Raw genomic sequence first — 16,645 nt, forward strand, 5'->3', positions numbered from 1 at the left:
CGCCACTGGGGGCGGCACACAGTGCGCCCATTCCTGGCGAAGGAGTTCCCGCATGCGTGCACGACGTTCGTTGTTCGTCGCCCTGGCCACCTCGATCGGCGCGGTCCTCGCGTTGCTCGTCCCGGGAACGGCCGCGGCTTCGGACTACAACATCGCGACGGCCTCCAGCGGGCCGAGCGGCAACTACTGGTACGACTGCGTGACGGACAGCGGAGTGGAGGGCTGCTACCAGCCCTACGGCGACCTGTTCTACGTCCGCGACACGAAGGCGAACGGACAAGCGGCCGAGGTCCGCTGGTACAACAACCTGAACGGGGCGCCCTACCGCCAGGGCACGTGCCGGAACAACCTCGGCTCGGGCCACTGGGGCGTGTGCGACAAGGACTTCCGCGAGGACAGCACGATCCGCTTCGGGGTCGACGGCGTGGGCAACGACGCACGCCTGTACTCGCCGACGCTCTACGCCTGACGACCGCGGCCGGACCGCTGACACGCGGTCCGGCCCCGTCTGCTCCTGGAGGGAGCCGAAGAACTGCCGGATATCCTGCACCCGTGCAAGAAGTGGACGTTCTGCCGTCGATCTCGGTGGTGGACTGCGGATGGGCGTTCAATCTCGCGCACGCGGGCGTCTCCGCCTGCTGTCCCTGCTGCAGACGCCCCGCGACTGGCCGCGGCCGGGCGGGCCGAACTGGCCGAACGGTTCAACCGCCCTGCTCGTCCGTACCATCGTGACTGCTGACTGAATTTCGAAATCAGTCATGAGGTAGCCGCATGGATCGCCGGGAGCGGGCGGAACGCATCCTCGACGTAGCGGCCGACCTGCTGCTGCGCTGGGGCTACCAGAAGGTGACAGTCGACGACGTGGCCGAGCGGGCCGGCGTCGGCAAGGGCACCGTCTACCTGCACTGGAAGTCGCGGCAGGACCTGTTCCACTCGGTGTTCCGGCGCGAGCTGGCCGCGGCCTCCGACGAACTCGTCGCCGCCGTCCGCGCGGATCCGCGCACGGTCCTGCTGCACGAGCTGACCCGCGTGAACTTCGAGTCGGTCAACCGCCGCCCCCTCCTGCGGGCGCTCACGCGCGCCGATCCGAGCGTGCTCGGCAAGCTCGCCCGCGAACGGGCGGAGTCCCGGCACGACGAGGCTCTCGCCGGCTACTTCCGGCTGCTCACCGAGCACGGCCTGGTCCGCGACGACCTGCCGTTCGACGACCTCCGCTACGCCTGGCACGCCACGCTCGAAGGCTTCTCCCTGTTCCCGCCGCACCCCGGCGCCGCGGACCTGCTCGCCGCGACCGTACGAGGTGCCTTCGAACCGGCGGGCGAACCGGACCCGGCGCTGCTGGCCGAGCTCGCGCCCCGGGCAGCCGAGTTGCTCACCGAAATCGGGAACGAGCACCGCACCTTCTACGACGGGGGAAACCCATGAGGATCGGCCTGATGGTCGACGACACGGGCAAGACCATCGACGACATCGTCACGGCGGCCCGCTCCGGTCTGCCCGCGCTGTGGCTGGGCCAGCGGTTCGGCTGGGACCCGCTGACCGCGCTGGCCGTCGCCGGGCGGGAGGTGCCCGGCATCGAACTCGGCACCGCGATCGTGCCGACCTGGCCGCAGCACCCGATCACCCTGGCCACGCGCGCGTTGAGCACGCAGTCGGCCACCGGCAACCGGCTCAGCCTCGGCGTCGGGCTCAGCCACCCGGTCATGGTGGAAGGCCAGTACGGCCTCCCCTACGACCGGCCGGCCAGGCACCTGCGCGAGTACCTGAGCGCACTCGGGCCGCTGCTGAGCGGGGAAACCGTTGCCCACCAAGGGGAAACGCTGACAGCGCGAGCGCGGGTGGAAGTGGCCGGGGCGACGCCGCCCGCGCTGCTGGTGTCCGCGCTCGGGGACCGGACGTTGCGCGTCGCCGGCGAGCTGGCGGACGGGACGATCACCACCTGGGCCGGGCCGCGCACGCTCGGCGAGCACATCGTCCCGAAGATCAGGAAGGCCGCGGCCGGGCGGGCCGAACCACGCGTGGTTGCGGGCGTGGTGGTGGCGGTGACCGACGACCCGGACGGGATCCGCGCGTGGGTCACGCGGGGGTACACGGGATCGCCCGGACGCTGCCCGCGTACCGCGCGGTCCTCGACCGGGAGGGGGTGCGGGAGATCGCGGAGGTCGTCGTCGCCGGTAACGAGGGCGTGGTCGAACGGGAACTCCGGCGTCAGCTGGACGCCGGAGCCACCGAGTTCGCCGCCGCCCTCGTCGGGTCACCGGCGGAGCAGGGTCGGACGCTGGACCTGTTGCGGAGCCTGAACTCCTAGTACCGGTCCGTCGTGTACGGCGTGTCGCTCTCGATGCTGGGGCTGACCCGCGGGTCGCGGCCCTCCTGACCGGGCACCGGCGAGACGACCGGGTCATTGAGCGAGTGGTCCGCCGGGCGCGGGGCGTTCATCCGCGTGTTGATCTGCTCGACGACCTGTTCCTCGCGCTGACGCGACAGCACCGCGATGGTGATGCCGTGGGCCAGCGCCAGCACCAGCAGGAACACGCCGATGCGTCCCACGATCGCCGTTGGCGTGGTGCCGCCGGGGAAGTCGATCGTCGAGATGAGCGCGAGCACGCCCAGCGTCGCGATGTGGAACAGCACCGCGACCAGCCGGGCCATGGACGCCCCCGATTCCGATTCGCCCTGCCCGTTCGCCAGGTACCGCTTCCCGCTGTGGTAGACGAACTGACCGTCGACCAGGACGATCAGCGCGCCTATCACGAGGAAGGCCACATAGGCGTTCGTGTCCATGACGAGCTCCTCTCCTCACCGTGAGTCGAGTACCCGTCACGCTTCCGAGCGAAACCCGCGTGTCGTGGCAGCTCAGCGCAGGTGACGCCGCGAATCCGGGGTGCGGGCGGTGATCGCGCGGGCGTCGAGCAGCTCCAGCAACGGCACCGCGACCCGGCGCGTCGTGTCCAGCGCTCGCCGGGCCTCGCTGACCGTGAACGGCTGCGGCAGCGTCCCCAGCACCTCGGCGGCCCGCGGAACCGCGTCCGGGCCGAGGAACACCCCGTCGGCGATCCGGGTCAGCCGCCCGGCCCGCACCGCCGCCGCCAGTTCCCGCGTGCTCAGCCCCAGCTCGGCGAGGTCGTCGGCCTCGGGCGCGCGGAACGGCTGCGACCGGAACCGCTCGTCCAGCCGCGCCAGCGCGGACAGCACCGGCGCGGGCAACCCCGCGCCCGGCCGCCGCACGAGGCCGTCGGCGATCACCAATCCGGTGCCCTCCAGCGCGGCCGGCACCAGCTCGGCCGTGGGCAGGCCGGTTGCCTGGCGCAGCGCCTCCACCGGCATCCCGGCCGCGACGGGGTTACGAGATGACCACTCGTCGAACCGCGACAGCGCCTCCTCGCGCGCCCGCGCGATGGCCGCGTCGTCCACGATCCACTCGCCGATCCGCTTGCCCGTCAAGGGAAATCCCATCGCCCGCAGCTCGCTCGCGCGGGCGATCGGCGGCGGCGCCACCCGCCCGGCTGCCAGCTCGGCCGCCCGCGCACGCGCCGCGCCACGACGCCGCAGCGGCGGCGGCCGCACGTCCAGCACCGTGACCCCGGCCGCGATCCGGTGCTCGCCGGGGTCCCGCAGCAGCCCGGCATCCCCGATGCGCAGCGGCAACGGTTCCCGCAACCGCAGGCGCGCCGCGTCCGTCCCCAATGGACGGACGTGCACCGGGACCGCCGCCGCGCCGAGGTGCAGCACCAGCTCCCGGTGCAGCTCCCCCTGCGCGCGCACCGCGACGTCCACCTCCGAGGTGTGCACCCACGCCCCGGGCGTCAGCAGCGCGTCCCCGCGCCGCACCCGGTCGCGGTCCACCCCGCGCAGGTTCACCGCGACCCGCGCCACCGCGGTCACCTCGGTCTCCGCCGCGCCGAGCGACTGCAGCCCGCGCACGCTCACCCGCTCCCCGGCCAGCTCCAGCTCGTCCCCGGCGCGCAGGGTGCCGCCGGCGAGCGTCCCGGTCACCACCGTGCCCGCGCCGCGCACCGTGAACGCCCGGTCCACCCACAGCCGCACGTCCGCCGCCGGATCCGGGCCGGGCAGCCGGTCGACGAGCGCGCACAGCGCCCGGCGCACCGGCGCCAGGTCCGCGCCGCGCCCGATCGCCACCGCGTCGCAGCTCCCGAGTACCGCCAGCTGGGAAAGCGCTTCCGCCGTCGCAGGCCAGGGATCGGCGAGGTCGGCCTTGGTCACCACGAGCAGCGCGTGCCGGACGCCGAGCGCGTCGAGCGCCGCCAGGTGCTCCGCCGACTGCGGCATCCACCCCTCGTCCGCGGCGACGACGAACACCACGGCGGGCACCGGGCCGACCCCGGCGAGCATGTTCGGCACGAACCGCTCGTGCCCCGGCACGTCCACGAACGCGAGCCGCCGCCCGTCGATCTCCGTCCAGGCGAACCCCAGCTCGATCGTCAGCCCGCGGCGCTGCTCCTCCGCCAGCCGGTCGGGCCAGGTGCCGGTGAGCCGCTCGACCAGCGTCGACTTGCCGTGATCGACGTGGCCCGCGGTCGCTACGACGTACACGCGTGCACCGCCGCGAGCAGCAGTTCGTCTTCGTCCGGACCGACCGTGCGCAGGTCCAGCAGGCACCGGCCGTGCTCGACCCGGCCCACCACGGACGGCGTCCCGGTGCGCAGCGGCTCCGCTAACGACTCCGGCAGGCTCACCGCCACCGAGGGCAGCTCCACGCCGGGCGCGCCGCCACCACCGACGGCCGAACGGCATGACACCACGCTCGCGCCGGGAATCCGCTCGGCCAGCGCGTCCGCCCGGCGGCGCAGTTCCACCGGATCGGCGACGAGGGCCCGCGCGACCGGCGGTTCGGGCCCGCGCAGGGTCGCCTCCAGCGCGGCGAGTGTCAGTTTGTCGACCCGCAGCGCGCGGGCGGCGGGGTGCCTGCGCAGCCGGTCCACCAGCTCGGCCGAGCCCAGCAGCAGCCCGGCCTGCGGGCCGCCGAGCAGCTTGTCGCCGCTCGCGGTCACCAGATCGGCGCCGTCGCGCAGGGCCGTGGCCGTGTCCGGCTCGTCCGGCAGGACCGGGTGCGGCGCCAGCAGCCCGGACCCGATGTCGACGACCAGCGGCGCGTCCAGCGTCGCGAGTTCGCGCACGGACGCCTCCGCCGTGAAGCCGGTGACCCGGAAGTTCGACGGGTGCACCTTCAGCACGAAACCGGTGTCCGGGCCGAGCGCCGCGGAGTAGTCGCGCAGGCTGGTCCGGTTCGTGGTGCCGACCTCGCGCAGCCGCGCGCCGGTGGACGCCAGCAGCTCCGGGATGCGGAACCCGTCGCCGATCTCGACCAGCTCGCCGCGGCTGATCACGATCTCCTTGCCGGGCGCCAGCACGAGCGCGACCAGGAGCAGCGCCGCGGCGTTGTTGTTCACCACGTGCACCCCGCCCGCGGCCGGCACCGCCTCGGCGAGCGCGGCCAGCGCGCCCCGGCCGCGGCGGGCCCGGCGGCCGGTGGCGAGGTCGAACTCGACGTCGGTGCTGCGCCCCGCGGTGGCCACGGCGTCCAGCGCGGCCTGCGACAACGGGGCCCGGCCGAGGTTGGTGTGCACGACGACCCCGGTCGCGTTCACCACCGGCCGCAGCGTGGTCGCGGACGACGGCAGCGCCGCGATGGCCTGCTCGGCGACCTGCTCCGGCTCGATCTCCCCGGCGCGCGCCCGGTCCTGCGCCGCCACGACCGCGGCCTTGACCAGGGCGCGGCCGAGCACGCGCTCCGCCTCGGCCAGGCGCGGGTGCGCGAGCAGCACGTCGGTCCGCGGCACGCGGCGACGGGGGTCTGTCACTCCTCGCTCCTCCCTGGGTGGCGGAGGCGGACGGGAATCGAACCCGCCGGCGACAGCGGCTGCCGCCCAACGGTTTTGAAGACCGCGCCGGTCACCAGACCGGATACGCCTCCTCGGGGGACACCCCATGATCGCAACTTCATGCGGCTCGCGCAGCGCGAATACGGCACGATGAGGGCATGGGCCATCGACTGACGCAGTACGCGCACGGCGGCGGGTGCGCGTGCAAGATCCCGCCGGGCGCGCTGGAGGACGTGGTGCGCGGACTGGTCGGCAGGCAGCCGACCGATCCGGCAGGCGAACTGCTGGTCGGCCTTGACGACGGCGACGACGCGGCCGCGGTGCGGATCTCCGACGGGCTCGCGTTGATCGCCACCACCGACTTCTTCACGCCCGTTGTGGACGACGCCTACGACTGGGGGCGCATCGCGGCGGCCAACGCGTTGTCCGACGTCTACGCGATGGGTGGCCGCCCGGTCGTGGCGGTGAACCTGCTTGGCTGGCCGCGGGACGTGCTGCCGTTCGAGCTGGCTGCGGAGGCGCTGCGCGGCGGGGCGGACATCTGCGCCGACGCCGGGTGCCACCTGGCGGGCGGGCACAGCGTCGACGACCCGGAGCCGAAGTACGGGCTCGCGGTGACCGGTATCGGCTATCCGGATCGCCTGCTGCGCAACGATTCCGCCCGGCCCGGGATGGCGTTGTCGCTGACCAAGCCGCTGGGCATCGGGGTGCTGAACTCGCGGCACAAGGCGACCGGCGAGCGCTTTCCGGAGGCGATCGAGGTGATGACCACGCTGAACGCCCCGGCCGCCAGGGCCGCGCTGGACGCCGGCATCACCGCGGCCACCGACGTGACCGGTTTCGGCCTGCTCGGGCACCTGTACAAGATGGCGCGCGCCAGCGGGGTGACCGCCGTCGTGGACGCCGCCGCGGTGTCCTATGTGGAGGGCGCACGGGCGGCACTGGCGGCGGGCCACGTCAGCGGCGGCACGCGACGCAACCTGGACTGGGTGCGGCCGCACACCGACCTGTCCGCGGTGGCCGAGGACGAGGCCCTGCTCCTGGCCGACGCCCAGACCTCGGGCGGCCTCCTGCTGGCAGGCGAAATCCCCGGCGCCCCGGTGATCGGCGAGTTCGTCCCGCGAGGGGAGCACGTCGTGGTGGTGCGCTGATCTAACCTGATCGCCGTGGGGGACGACGAGCTGATCGCGGGCGTCCTGTTCGGTGACGACGCGCGCGGCCTGCTCGCCGAGGAGCGGATCCCGCTGCGCGAGGCGCACGAGACGTTGTCCGCGGACCCGGAACTGCGCGAACGGCTGACCACCGGCCGCGCCACCTTCCTGCGCGACCCCGCCTTCGAAGGCGTGATCACGTCGAGGCTGCCCGAGCACCGGCTCGTCGACCTCCGCCTCGCCGCCGCCTTCGCCGTCGTGTTCGGCTACCACCTGCTGCTGGTCCGGGCGTGGCCCCAGCTGCCGTGGGGGTTCGCCGCGTTCGCGGTGGCCGCGTACCTCGCCGTGCTCGCGATCGCCTGCCGCATCGGGTACCGCTGGATCGCGCCGCTGCGGGGGCTGTTCCGCCGCGTCGGCGCGTTGCCCGTCGAGGACCTGTGGCGGGTGTACGCGGTCGAGCAGATCGTGTGGCCGGCGCTGGTCCGCTACGTCGAGGAGAAGCGGACTCCGCCGGACAGCACCGAGTTCACCTACCGCGCGGTGGACGGCCTCTACCGCGAATCCCCCAGCGCGACGCCGGTCATCACGGGCGCCGGGGAGCGGTTGCGCACCGCCGTCGCGCGGTCGGAGACCGGGGCGATCGCGCTCGCCGGGCACCGGGGCGTCGGCAAGACCACCGCGATCCGGTTCGTCGCGGGCGGGGTGCTCGGCGACCCGGACCGGCCGCCGCTCGCGGTGGTCGCGTCCGCGCCCGCCCGCTACGACGCCCGCGACTTCGTCCTCTACCTGCACGCCCTGCTGTGCAAGGAGGTCATCACCCGCACCCACGGCGCCGGGCAGCCACAGCGGTGGGCGACCTTCGCACGCCTGGCGGCGCCGGTCCGGCGACGCGAACGGGCCGCGCACGTGGTCCGTTCCCTGCTCGCCCACCTCGTCGCGATCGCGGTGCCGGTGCTGCTCGGCGCGTGGGCGTGGGGACGGCCGCCACTGGAGTTCGTCACCGATCCGCCGCCGCTGTTCCGCGACCTGACCGGCTGGCGGATCGCCGTGCTGGTGCTCGCCGGGCTCGTCGCGCTGACCGTCGTCACCGACCTCGGCGCGTTCGCCTGGCGGGCGGTGCGCGGGCTGCGCCCGGTGCGGCCGGCCGACCCGCGCCTGCGTGAGCTGCGCGCGGTCGCCGGGCAGCAGCTGCGCCGCATCCGGTTCCTGCAGACCTACACCACCGGCTGGTCCGGCAAGCTCACCCTGCCGATGAAGAGCGAGGCCGGCTGGACCCGCTCCACGCAGAGCGCGGAACAGCAGCTCAGCTACCCCGAGGTCGTCGACGAGTTCCGCGCCTTCGCCGAACACGCGGCGGAGGTGCTGCGGGCCACCGGCGTGACCGAGCGGGTGGTCATCGCGATCGACGAGCTGGACAAGATCGCCGAGCCGGAGAAGGCGCAGGAGCTGATCAACGACATCAAGGGCGTCTTCGACGTGCCCGGATGCCTGTTCCTGGTGTCGGTGTCGGACGACGCGATCGTCTCCTTCGAGCGCCGCGGCATCCCCGCACGCGACGCGTTCGACAGCGCCTTCTCCGAGATGGTGCGGCTGGACAACTTCACCCCGGACGACACGCGGAACTGGATCAGCCGCCGCGTCCTCGGGCTGCCGGAGCAGTTCGTCTGCCTGTGCCACTGCCTGTCCGGTGGCCTGCCCCGCGACCTGCGGCGCACGGTCGTCGAACTGCTCGACGTGCCTGCCGGGCAGCCGCTGAGCGCCGTCGTCGAGGTGCTGGTCCGGCGCGAGCTGGACCGCAAGGCGCACGCCTTCACCGGGGCCGCGCGCGGCATCGAACCCTCGCCGGAGCGGTCCGGCCTCATCGCGGACCTGGTGGCGATCCCGACTGTGCGCGGGCCCGGGGAGCTGCGCGCGCTGGCGGCGAAGATCGATGCGGGCGACGGGCTCGCCGCGCTGCGCACGCAGGCCGCCGCGTACCTGCTGTTCAGCGCGACGATCCTGGAGGTGTTCACCGACGACCTCACCCGCGACCGGCTGTACCGCGTGCCCGGCGGCGAGCCACAGCTGCTCGCGCTGGCCCGGCAGCAGATGGCGTTCGACCCGCGGGTGTCGATGGACCTGACCGCGTCCTTCCGCGCCGCCCGCGGGCTCGCGGTGGAATAGCGCCTGTCCGGCAACGGTTTCCCGGATATGGCCGACCTTGCCGAAGAAGTCCTGAAAGCCGCGAACACCATCGCCGTGGTGGGCCTGAGCCGCGACCCGGCGAAGGCCGCGCACTCGGTTCCGGCCGCGATGCAGGCCGCCGGATTCCGGGTGATCCCGGTGCACCCCTCCGCCGACCAGCTCCTCGGCGAGAAGGTCTACCGGAGCCTCGCCGACATCCCCGAGCCGGTGGACATCGTCGACGTCTTCCGGCCCGCGCGCGAGGCGCCGGAGGTGGCGGAACAGGCCGTCGCGATCGGGGCGAAAACGCTGTGGCTGCAGCAGGGCATCGTCTCGGCGGAGGCCCGGCGCATCGCCGAGTCCGGCGGGCTGAACTACGTCGAGGACCGCTGCATCGCGGTCGTGCGCGCCCTCGCCCGGATCCGGAAGTGAGTCAGGCGCAGCGCGCGGTCAGCCCGCCGTCGACCGGCAGGCAGACGCCGTTGACGTAGGCCGCCTCGTCCGAGGCCAGGAACACCGCGGCCGCGGCCACGTCCCACGGGCTGCCCATCCGCCCCGTCGGGCTGGCCGCGTGCCGCCGCGCCAGCTCACCGGGGTCGGCCGCGATGCCGCGCGTGACCAGGGGCGTCTCGATCAGCCCGGGCAGGATCGCGTTGACCCGGATCCCGGCGGCCGCGTACCGCAGCGCCAGCGAGACCGTCAGCTGGTTCACCGCCGCCTTCGCCGCGCTGTAGGCCGGGTAGACGTAACCGGTGTCGCGGATCGCGGCGATCGACGACACGTTCACGATCGCGCCGCCGCCTGCCGCGAGCATCCGCGGCACCACGTGCTTGCAGGTCAGGAACACCGGCCGCAGGTTCACCGCCAGCGCGGCGTCCCACTCCGCCAGTGACAGGTCCGCCAGGTCCCCGACCCGCGTCGCGCCGACGTTGTTGTGCAGCACTGACGGCGGCCCGAGCTCGGACGCGGCCTCGACCGCCGCGGCGACCTGCGCTTCGTCCGTGACGTCCGCGGTCAGCGCCACCGCTTCACCGCCCGCCGCCGCGATCTCCGCGGCCGTGCGCGCCGCTTCCGAGGCCCGGATGTCGATCGCCGCGACCCGTGCCCCCTCCCGGGCGAAGGCGAGCGCGGCCGCCTTGCCGTTGCTCATCCCGTCACCGCTGGAACCCGCGCCGAAGACGAGCGCCACCTTGCCGGCCAGTCTCCCCATGCCCCGCAGTATCGGCACACCAACGCCCGGGCCGGAACCGACGGACGTCGAAGACCACGCGGCGGCCGTTCCGAAAACCGGAGGAACGGCCTGGTGGATCATGGGTCCATGGTCGGGAGCGAACTGCAGCGGAGGGTCGACGCGCTCGCGGAGGACCTCGGCCGGTCGGTGGCGATCAACGACCCGTCGGTCCGGCTGCTGTGCGCGAGCAGGCACTTCGGCGACGAGGACGCCGTGCGAGTGCGGACGATGCTGCAGCGCAGCGCTGGCAGCGAGGCGATCGGCCACATCCTCGCCCAGGGCGTGACCCGCTGGACCGGCCCCGGCGTCATCCCGCCCCGGCCCGACCTGGACATGCTCGCCCGCGTCAGCATGCCGCTGCGCTGGCGCGGCACGCTCCTCGGCCTGCTGATGGTGATCGACCCGGACGGCACCCTCACCGCCGCCGACCTGGACGCGGTCAAGGCCGCCGCCGAGCCCATGGCCGCCCTGCTCTACCGGGACTTCCTGGTGGCCGACTCGGAACGCGCGGCCCGCGAGGAGACCCTGCGACGCCTGCTCAGCGCGGACCCGGCCGAGCGCGCGGTCACGCACGACTTCCCCGACACCTCCACGGTCCTGATCGCCGAGGTCCTCTCGGGCGAATCCGCGCGGATCGAGGTGGCGCTGCGGACGTCGCTGGCGGCCGCCACGCGCGGCCGCGAACCGTCGTTCTACGTGCGCGGACGGCAGGGCGTGCTGCTCGGCGCCGCAGACGCCGCGGCGATCGTGAAGCAGGCCGAGGACGTCCTCGGCGCGGGCGCCCGCTGCGTCGCCGGCATCGGCACGTCCGCCGACGGACAGGCGTGGATCGCCCGGGACCGAGCCGCCGTCGCCGTCCGGGCCGCCGCGACGCTGCCCCGCTTCGACGGCATCGCCCACTGGGACGACCTCGGCGCCTACGGCCTCCTCCTGCGCGTCCCGGCACCGGCCAGGGCGCACCTGCCCGAACCGCTGCTCGCGCTGGTCGCCAAGGACCCGGGCGGACGGCTCGTGGAAACCCTCGCCGCCTACCTCGACCACGCCGGATCGAGCCTGGACACCGCCGCCGCGCTGCACATCCACCGCACGTCGCTGTACTACCGGCTGCACCGGATCGAGGAGATCACCGGACTCGACCTCGCCGACGGCGAGCACCGGCTCACCCTGCACCTCGGCCTGAAACTGCTCCCCCTGGTGCGCGACTGACCTGCGCGTTTCGACAGGATGAGGAATCGCGGCCGGCAAAACCCGACCACCGTAGGTCGTCACCCGCCGGAGTTGCGCAGATACTCCCACCGGATCAACCGGCCCCGAAGGAGCAGCCGATGAGTACCGCCGCGCAGACGTCCGCCGCCCCGGTGTCGGCCTCGCGGATCGCGATCGCCAGTTTCATCGGCACGGCCATCGAGTTCTACGACTTCTACCTCTACGGCACGGCCGCGGCGCTGGTGTTCGGGCACCAGTTCTTCCCCACGTTCTCCCCGCTCGCCGGCACGCTGGCCGCGTTCGCGACCTTCGGGGTCGGGTTCATCGCGCGGCCCGTCGGCGCGGTCGTGTTCGGGCACTTCGGCGACCGGATCGGGCGCAAGGCGATGCTCGTCGCATCGCTGCTGGTCATGGGCACCGGCACGGTCGCGATCGGCGCGCTGCCCACCTACAGCGCGATCGGCATCGGCGCGCCGATCCTGCTCGTGCTGTGCCGGTTCCTGCAGGGCTTCGGGCTCGGCGGCGAGTGGGGCGGCGCGGTGCTGCTGGCCACCGAGTACGCGCCACGCAACCGGCGCGGCCTGTGGTCGAGCTTCCCGCAGATGGGGCCCGCGATCGGGTTCATCATCGCGGGCGCCGCGTTCCTGGTGCTGGGCCGCACGATGTCGCAGGAGTCGTTCGACGACTGGGGCTGGCGGATCCCGTTCCTTGCCAGCTCGCTGCTGATCGTCATCGGCTACTACATCCGGATGAAGATCGCCGAGACGCCGGTGTTCGAGCGCGCGATGGCCGAGCACGACAAGGCGAAGGTGCCGATCGTCGAGGTCCTGCGGCGGCAGCCGAAGACCCTGTTCCTCAGCACGTGCGCGTTCATCCTGGCGCACACGCTCTTCTACACGATCACCACGTTCTCGCTGTCCTACGGCACCACGGTGCTGGAGCTGGACAAGAACATGCTGCTGATCTGCGCCATGATCAGCGCGCTCGTGATGGGCCTCGCGACCCCGCTGCTCGCGACGTGGTCGGACCGGATCGGCCGCCGCCGGGTCTGCCTCGGCGCCGCGGTGCTCGCGGTGGTCTGGGCGTTCCCGTTGTTCGCCCTGGTCAACACGGGCAACCCGGTGCTGATCGCGCTCGCGATGGCCGTCGGGATGATCGCGTTCGCGGCGTTGTTCGCGCCGATGGGCGCGTTCCTGCCGGAGCTGTTCGCGACCCGCTACCGCTACACCGGCGCGTCGATCGCGTACAACGCCAGCGGCGTGATCGGCGGTGGCGTGAGCCCGATCCTGGCGACGCAACTCATCGCCGCGACGGGTTCGTCCCTGCCGGTTTCCGGGTACGTCGCCGGGATAGCGGTGATTTGCGCGGTGTGCGTCTGGTTCCTGCGTGAGACCCGGGGCAACGAACTCGAGTGAGATCGACGCGCGTTGTTCGCCCGGGCGTCGCCTGACGGTCGGCACCGCCACACGCGGAACGGACAAAGTGCGCACATGTCTGACATCACTCGAAGGGGTGCGCTCGGCCTCGGCGGCGCGGGTGCGGTGACGTTGATGACCGCGAGCGGGGCGCAGGCCCAGCCCAGGGACGGCGCGGTGATCGGCCGCGCCGCCGGCGACACGCTGCACGTGACCACGTTCAACATCCGCCTGGACACGAAGGCCGCGCCGGGCACACCGGACTCGTGGACCGACCGGCGGCCGGTGCTCGCGCGGTTCCTGGAGATCGAGCAGCCCACCGTGCTGGGCATCCAGGAGGGCCTGTACCACCAGGTCAAGGAGATCGCGGCCGACCTGCCCAAGCACTACGAGTGGATCGGCCTCGGCCGCGAGGGCGGCGGGCGCGGCGAGTTCATGGCGATCTACTACGACACGCGCCGGGTCGAGCCGCTCGACTTCGACCACTTCTGGCTGTCGGACACACCGTACGTGATCGGGTCGAAGTCGTGGGGCAACAACGTCGTCCGCATGGTGACCTGGGTGCGCTTCCGCGATGCCCGCACCGGCAAGGAGTTCGTGCACGTCAACACGCACTTCGACCACCAGTCGGAAAACGCGCGGCAGCGCGGCGCGGCACTGGTGCGCGACCGGATCGCCGGCTTCGACCCGGCCCTGCCGGTGGTGCTGACCGGCGACTTCAACACCCCGGCCGACTCGGTGTCGTACCGGACGCTGACCGAGGGTGGCCTGTCCGACACCTGGCGCACGGCCGCGAAGCAGCTCACGCCGGAGTGGGGCACGTTCCCGAACTACCGCGACCCGGTGCTCGGCGCGAACCGCATCGACTGGGTGCTGGCGAACCCGCGGGTGTCGGTGCTGGCGGCGGCGATCAACACGTTCCGCGTGGACGGCCGCTACCCGTCCGACCACGTGCCGGTGCAGGCGCTGGTGCGGCTGCTCTGAAATCCGCCGGCGGGCGGGCCGCGTACCGGCAGGCGCTCGCACTCGGGATGAGCGAGGCGCAGGCCGCCCACCTGCGCCTCGCCGAACTGGGCCGAGGCGTTGCGGCGCTCAGCCGGCCGTCTCGCGTGGCGCCATCTCCGAGATGATTCCCAGCTGCTGCAACGCGCCGAGCATGTCGTAGTTGACCCACATCTCCACGATCCGGTCGTCGGCCCACTTGGCGCACATCATGCCGGTCATCACGTACGTCTTGCCGGTCGCGGGCAGGCCGCGGAACTCCGCCCGCGACGTGCCGCCCATCGTGAACCGCACCGCGCACAGGTCGCCGTCCACGAGCACGTCGTGGATGTCCATGTGCAGGTCCGGGTTGGCGGTGCGCAGGTCGCCGACCTGGCGCTGGAACCCGGCGACGCCGTCCACCTCGAAGCTGGGGTCGTGGAACGTGCAGTGCGGCGCGCACAGCTCTTCGCAGGCGTCGAGTTCGCCCTGGTTCCACATCAGGTCCAGCACCCGGCGCAACCGTTCGCGCCGCTCGTCGGAAGTCATGAGGTGCCTCCTTCCGGCCGCGCCTGGGCGGGCGGCGCCCGCTGACTACTGCCGCGGCCGCGATCCGCAGTCGACACCCGGCGCGCGCGGCGCGGACAGAGGCTTAGGGCTCTTTATCGCGCGGCGCCGACGCGGCGGCCGTAGGGCGAGCGGTGGTGGCCGATGCGGTGCACGGCCAGCGCGAGGAGGCCGAGGCTGAGGGCGGCGAGCACGATGTAGCTGAGCGTCGCGCCGATGCCGTCCCACGCGGCGTGCAGCGCCACGGCGACGACGAACGTCGCGGCGAAGCGGCCCATCCAGCGGGACCGTCCGCGGTGCCGGACGGCGGCCCACAACGCGGCGGCGGTCAGCCCGGTCCACGCCATGTGGGTGGCCGGGCTGAGCACGCCGCGGATCAGCAGCGTCTGGTCGACGGCGTTGATGTCGCCCTGGGACTGGAGGAACGCGACGAGGGCGTAGCCCATCGTTTCGAGCGCCGCGAAGCCCGCCCCGGACGCGACGCCGAGCAGGAGCCCGGTCGCCGCGCGACGATCGCGGACGACCAGGAGGACCACGGCGGGCGCGATGAGCTTCGCGGTCTCCTCGATGACGCCGACCCCGGCCATCTGGAACGGACCGAGGTCCTTGAGGACGTCGTACTCCAGCGCGCCGGCCGTGACGACCCCGACGACGCCCCCGACCACCGCGACGAGCCCGACGAGAACCGGATCGACCCCGAAGGAGAGCCGGCGCCCCCACACGAAGACGACGAAGGTGGCCGGCCCGACGACCGCGCCGAGCAGGATCAGGGAGGGCACCAGGTTGGGGTTCTCGGTGGCCAGCACAACCCGCCGGACGAGCTCGAACAACCCGAGCCCCACGACGAGCACGAGCCCCCACGCCCACCGCCAGGTCACCTTCCATGTCGCGGTCCGCGTCCGCATGGCACCTCCGCTCAGGCCGGTGACCAGAAATCGGCCCGACGCGAGGCGGCGTTACCCGGTCAGGCTCGAGGCAGGTGAACGGCCACCTCGGCCAGCGCGTCCAGGACGGCTTCGCCCATCTGGATCAGCAAGGCCGCCAGCGGCGTGATGTCACCGTTGCCGTGGAGCTTCTCCAGCCGCCCGGATTGACGGTCCAGCGAAGTGCACGGCGTACGCAGGGAGAATTCGCGGATTTCGCCGTGCGAATGAAACAGGCAAGAGGCATCTCGCTTCGTGGCTTTCCGCATGCCGCGCTTTCCGCATGCCGCGCAGTCCCAGGCGCTGTCACGCCTCATCCGGACGTCCTCGGCCGGTGGAACGCTTCGTTCTGGGGATTCATCCGGAAGGGCGCGGTGGTCACCTTGATGACCGTCGCGCTGGCGGCGCCTACGCCGGTACTCGCGGTCATGCACTGATCGACCGGGAGTTGTATCTGCCCGGGCCGTGGACGCCGATGAAGATCGTTGCCGGCGGGCGAGGATCCCGGAAGGCACCGAATTCCAGACCAGGCCATGCCAGGCGATGGTGATGCTGGCCCGGGCGTTCGAGGCAGAGGTGCCGTTCGCGTGGATCACTGCCGATGAGGCATACGGGCAGGTCAAGTACTCGCGGTTGTGGCTGGAAGCCCACGATGCCGCGCACGTCCTAGCCACCAAGGTCAACGACACCTTGGTCACCACCGGTGGTCGAGAAGCCCGGGCCGATGAGCTGATCGCAGAGCTTCCCGCCCGGTCCTGGCGGCGTCTATCGGTCGGCGCCGGAGCGCACGGGCCACGGGAGTACGACGGGGCGCGGGTGCCGATCCGGCTCGGCTGGCAGCCTGGGCGGGGACACTGGCCGCTGGCCCGCCGCAAGCTCACCGACCCAGCCGGGATCGCCTACTACGTTTGCTATGGACCTCGCCGCTCGACGCTGCTGGATCTGGCCTGGATCGCCGGGGCGCGGTGGCGGATCGAGGAGTGCTTCCAGCAAGCCAAAAACGAAGCCGGACTCGACCACTACCAGGTCCGATCCTGGCGAGCATGGTACGCCCACATCACGCTGTCCATGCTCGCCCACGCCTGGCTCGCGGTCTCCCGATCCCTTGCCGCAAAAGGGGAACCAACGCCGGTGAACCGGGCATGATCGACTTCACGTTACCGGA

General features: G+C 72.7%; 16 protein-coding genes, 1 tRNA gene and 1 pseudogene. 10 read left to right on the forward strand and 8 right to left on the reverse strand.

Annotation, left to right across the window (positions count from 1 at the left end; genetic code table 11):
* The first annotated feature begins 52 nt into the window (after positions 1 to 52).
* The 3 genes from AMETH_RS32430 to AMETH_RS32440 all read left to right on the forward strand — a co-directional run bounded on the left by AMETH_RS32430 (position 53) and on the right by AMETH_RS32440 (position 2,300).
* On the forward strand, positions 53 to 469 hold the full coding sequence (locus AMETH_RS32430; protein WP_026153571.1) for a hypothetical protein: 417 nt from the start codon (positions 53 to 55) through the stop codon (positions 467 to 469).
* Between the two features lie 302 nt (positions 470 to 771).
* Entirely contained in the window at positions 772 to 1,425 is a 654-nt protein-coding gene (locus tag AMETH_RS32435) for a TetR/AcrR family transcriptional regulator (RefSeq protein WP_017985352.1), read from the forward strand.
* An 11-nt stretch (positions 1,426 to 1,436) separates the two neighbouring features.
* The gene (locus AMETH_RS32440; RefSeq protein WP_223842994.1) at positions 1,437 to 2,300 is read left to right on the forward strand and encodes a TIGR03564 family F420-dependent LLM class oxidoreductase; all 864 of its coding nucleotides are present in this window, start codon (positions 1,437 to 1,439) and stop codon (positions 2,298 to 2,300) included.
* Between the two features lie 4 nt (positions 2,301 to 2,304).
* Here the strand turns inward: AMETH_RS32440 and AMETH_RS32445 are convergent, their stop codons facing one another.
* From AMETH_RS32445 to AMETH_RS32460, 4 genes are all read right to left on the reverse strand, one after another.
* Positions 2,305 to 2,784, reverse strand: coding sequence for a hypothetical protein (locus AMETH_RS32445; RefSeq protein WP_017985353.1), 480 nt, complete (start codon positions 2,782 to 2,784; stop codon positions 2,305 to 2,307).
* Between the two features lie 72 nt (positions 2,785 to 2,856).
* A complete protein-coding gene (locus AMETH_RS32450) occupies positions 2,857 to 4,554 on the reverse strand; it encodes a SelB domain-containing protein (protein WP_017985354.1) in 1,698 nt (565 codons plus the stop codon).
* Positions 4,542 to 5,822 carry an L-seryl-tRNA(Sec) selenium transferase gene (selA, locus tag AMETH_RS32455; RefSeq protein ID WP_026153572.1) on the reverse strand — a complete coding sequence of 427 codons (1,281 nt, stop codon included), beginning with the start codon at positions 5,820 to 5,822 and terminating at the stop codon, positions 4,542 to 4,544. Before selA ends, AMETH_RS32450 begins: the two co-directional genes overlap by 13 nt.
* An 18-nt stretch (positions 5,823 to 5,840) precedes the next feature.
* A tRNA-Sec gene (locus AMETH_RS32460) sits at positions 5,841 to 5,935 on the reverse strand.
* A 66-nt stretch (positions 5,936 to 6,001) separates the two neighbouring features.
* Between AMETH_RS32460 and selD the strand changes: the two genes are divergently transcribed.
* From selD to AMETH_RS32475, 3 genes are read left to right on the forward strand one after another with little or no spacing between them, the layout of a single operon-like run.
* Positions 6,002 to 6,994: a selenide, water dikinase SelD gene (gene selD, locus AMETH_RS32465; protein ID WP_017985356.1), complete on the forward strand. Its 993-nt coding sequence runs from the start codon at positions 6,002 to 6,004 to the stop codon at positions 6,992 to 6,994.
* Between the two features lie 15 nt (positions 6,995 to 7,009).
* Positions 7,010 to 9,157: a P-loop NTPase fold protein gene (locus tag AMETH_RS32470; protein WP_017985357.1), complete on the forward strand. Its 2,148-nt coding sequence runs from the start codon at positions 7,010 to 7,012 to the stop codon at positions 9,155 to 9,157.
* A 27-nt stretch (positions 9,158 to 9,184) separates the two neighbouring features.
* Positions 9,185 to 9,589: a CoA-binding protein gene (locus tag AMETH_RS32475; protein WP_017985358.1), complete on the forward strand. Its 405-nt coding sequence runs from the start codon at positions 9,185 to 9,187 to the stop codon at positions 9,587 to 9,589.
* 1 nt (position 9,590) lies between these two features.
* On the opposite strand, the gene AMETH_RS32480 is transcribed toward AMETH_RS32475, so the two are convergent.
* Positions 9,591 to 10,367, reverse strand: coding sequence for an SDR family NAD(P)-dependent oxidoreductase (locus AMETH_RS32480; protein WP_017985359.1), 777 nt, complete (start codon positions 10,365 to 10,367; stop codon positions 9,591 to 9,593).
* Positions 10,368 to 10,475: 108 nt separating this feature from the next.
* On the opposite strand from AMETH_RS32480, the gene AMETH_RS32485 reads away from it, so the two are divergent.
* The 3 genes from AMETH_RS32485 to AMETH_RS32495 all read left to right on the forward strand — a co-directional run bounded on the left by AMETH_RS32485 (position 10,476) and on the right by AMETH_RS32495 (position 13,993).
* Positions 10,476 to 11,594, forward strand: a complete 1,119-nt coding sequence (locus AMETH_RS32485) for a PucR family transcriptional regulator (RefSeq protein WP_017985360.1) — start codon at positions 10,476 to 10,478, stop codon at positions 11,592 to 11,594.
* A gap of 119 nt (positions 11,595 to 11,713) precedes the next feature.
* Positions 11,714 to 13,009 carry an MFS transporter gene (locus AMETH_RS32490; protein ID WP_017985361.1) on the forward strand — a complete coding sequence of 432 codons (1,296 nt, stop codon included), beginning with the start codon at positions 11,714 to 11,716 and terminating at the stop codon, positions 13,007 to 13,009.
* Between the two features lie 126 nt (positions 13,010 to 13,135).
* Positions 13,136 to 13,993 carry an endonuclease/exonuclease/phosphatase family protein gene (locus AMETH_RS32495; RefSeq protein ID WP_017985362.1) on the forward strand — a complete coding sequence of 286 codons (858 nt, stop codon included), beginning with the start codon at positions 13,136 to 13,138 and terminating at the stop codon, positions 13,991 to 13,993.
* 108 nt (positions 13,994 to 14,101) lie between these two features.
* Here AMETH_RS32495 and AMETH_RS32500 read toward each other — a convergent pair whose 3' ends face one another.
* The 3 genes from AMETH_RS32500 to AMETH_RS32510 all read right to left on the reverse strand — a co-directional run bounded on the left by AMETH_RS32500 (position 14,102) and on the right by AMETH_RS32510 (position 15,797).
* The gene (locus tag AMETH_RS32500; protein WP_017985363.1) at positions 14,102 to 14,539 is read right to left on the reverse strand and encodes an ester cyclase; all 438 of its coding nucleotides are present in this window, start codon (positions 14,537 to 14,539) and stop codon (positions 14,102 to 14,104) included.
* 113 nt (positions 14,540 to 14,652) lie between these two features.
* The gene (locus tag AMETH_RS32505; protein ID WP_017985364.1) at positions 14,653 to 15,462 is read right to left on the reverse strand and encodes a PrsW family intramembrane metalloprotease; all 810 of its coding nucleotides are present in this window, start codon (positions 15,460 to 15,462) and stop codon (positions 14,653 to 14,655) included.
* A 59-nt stretch (positions 15,463 to 15,521) separates the two neighbouring features.
* Positions 15,522 to 15,797: a hypothetical protein gene (locus AMETH_RS32510; protein ID WP_156131761.1), complete on the reverse strand. Its 276-nt coding sequence runs from the start codon at positions 15,795 to 15,797 to the stop codon at positions 15,522 to 15,524.
* Between the two features lie 50 nt (positions 15,798 to 15,847).
* Here AMETH_RS32510 and AMETH_RS32515 point away from each other — a divergent pair.
* Positions 15,848 to 16,626, forward strand: a pseudogene (locus tag AMETH_RS32515) (IS701 family transposase); the annotation flags it as partial.
* Positions 16,627 to 16,645: the final 19 nt, after the last annotated feature.

The sequence above is a fragment of the Amycolatopsis methanolica 239 genome (assembly GCF_000739085.1).
In the GTDB taxonomy this organism is placed as follows: domain Bacteria; phylum Actinomycetota; class Actinomycetes; order Mycobacteriales; family Pseudonocardiaceae; genus Amycolatopsis_E; species Amycolatopsis_E methanolica.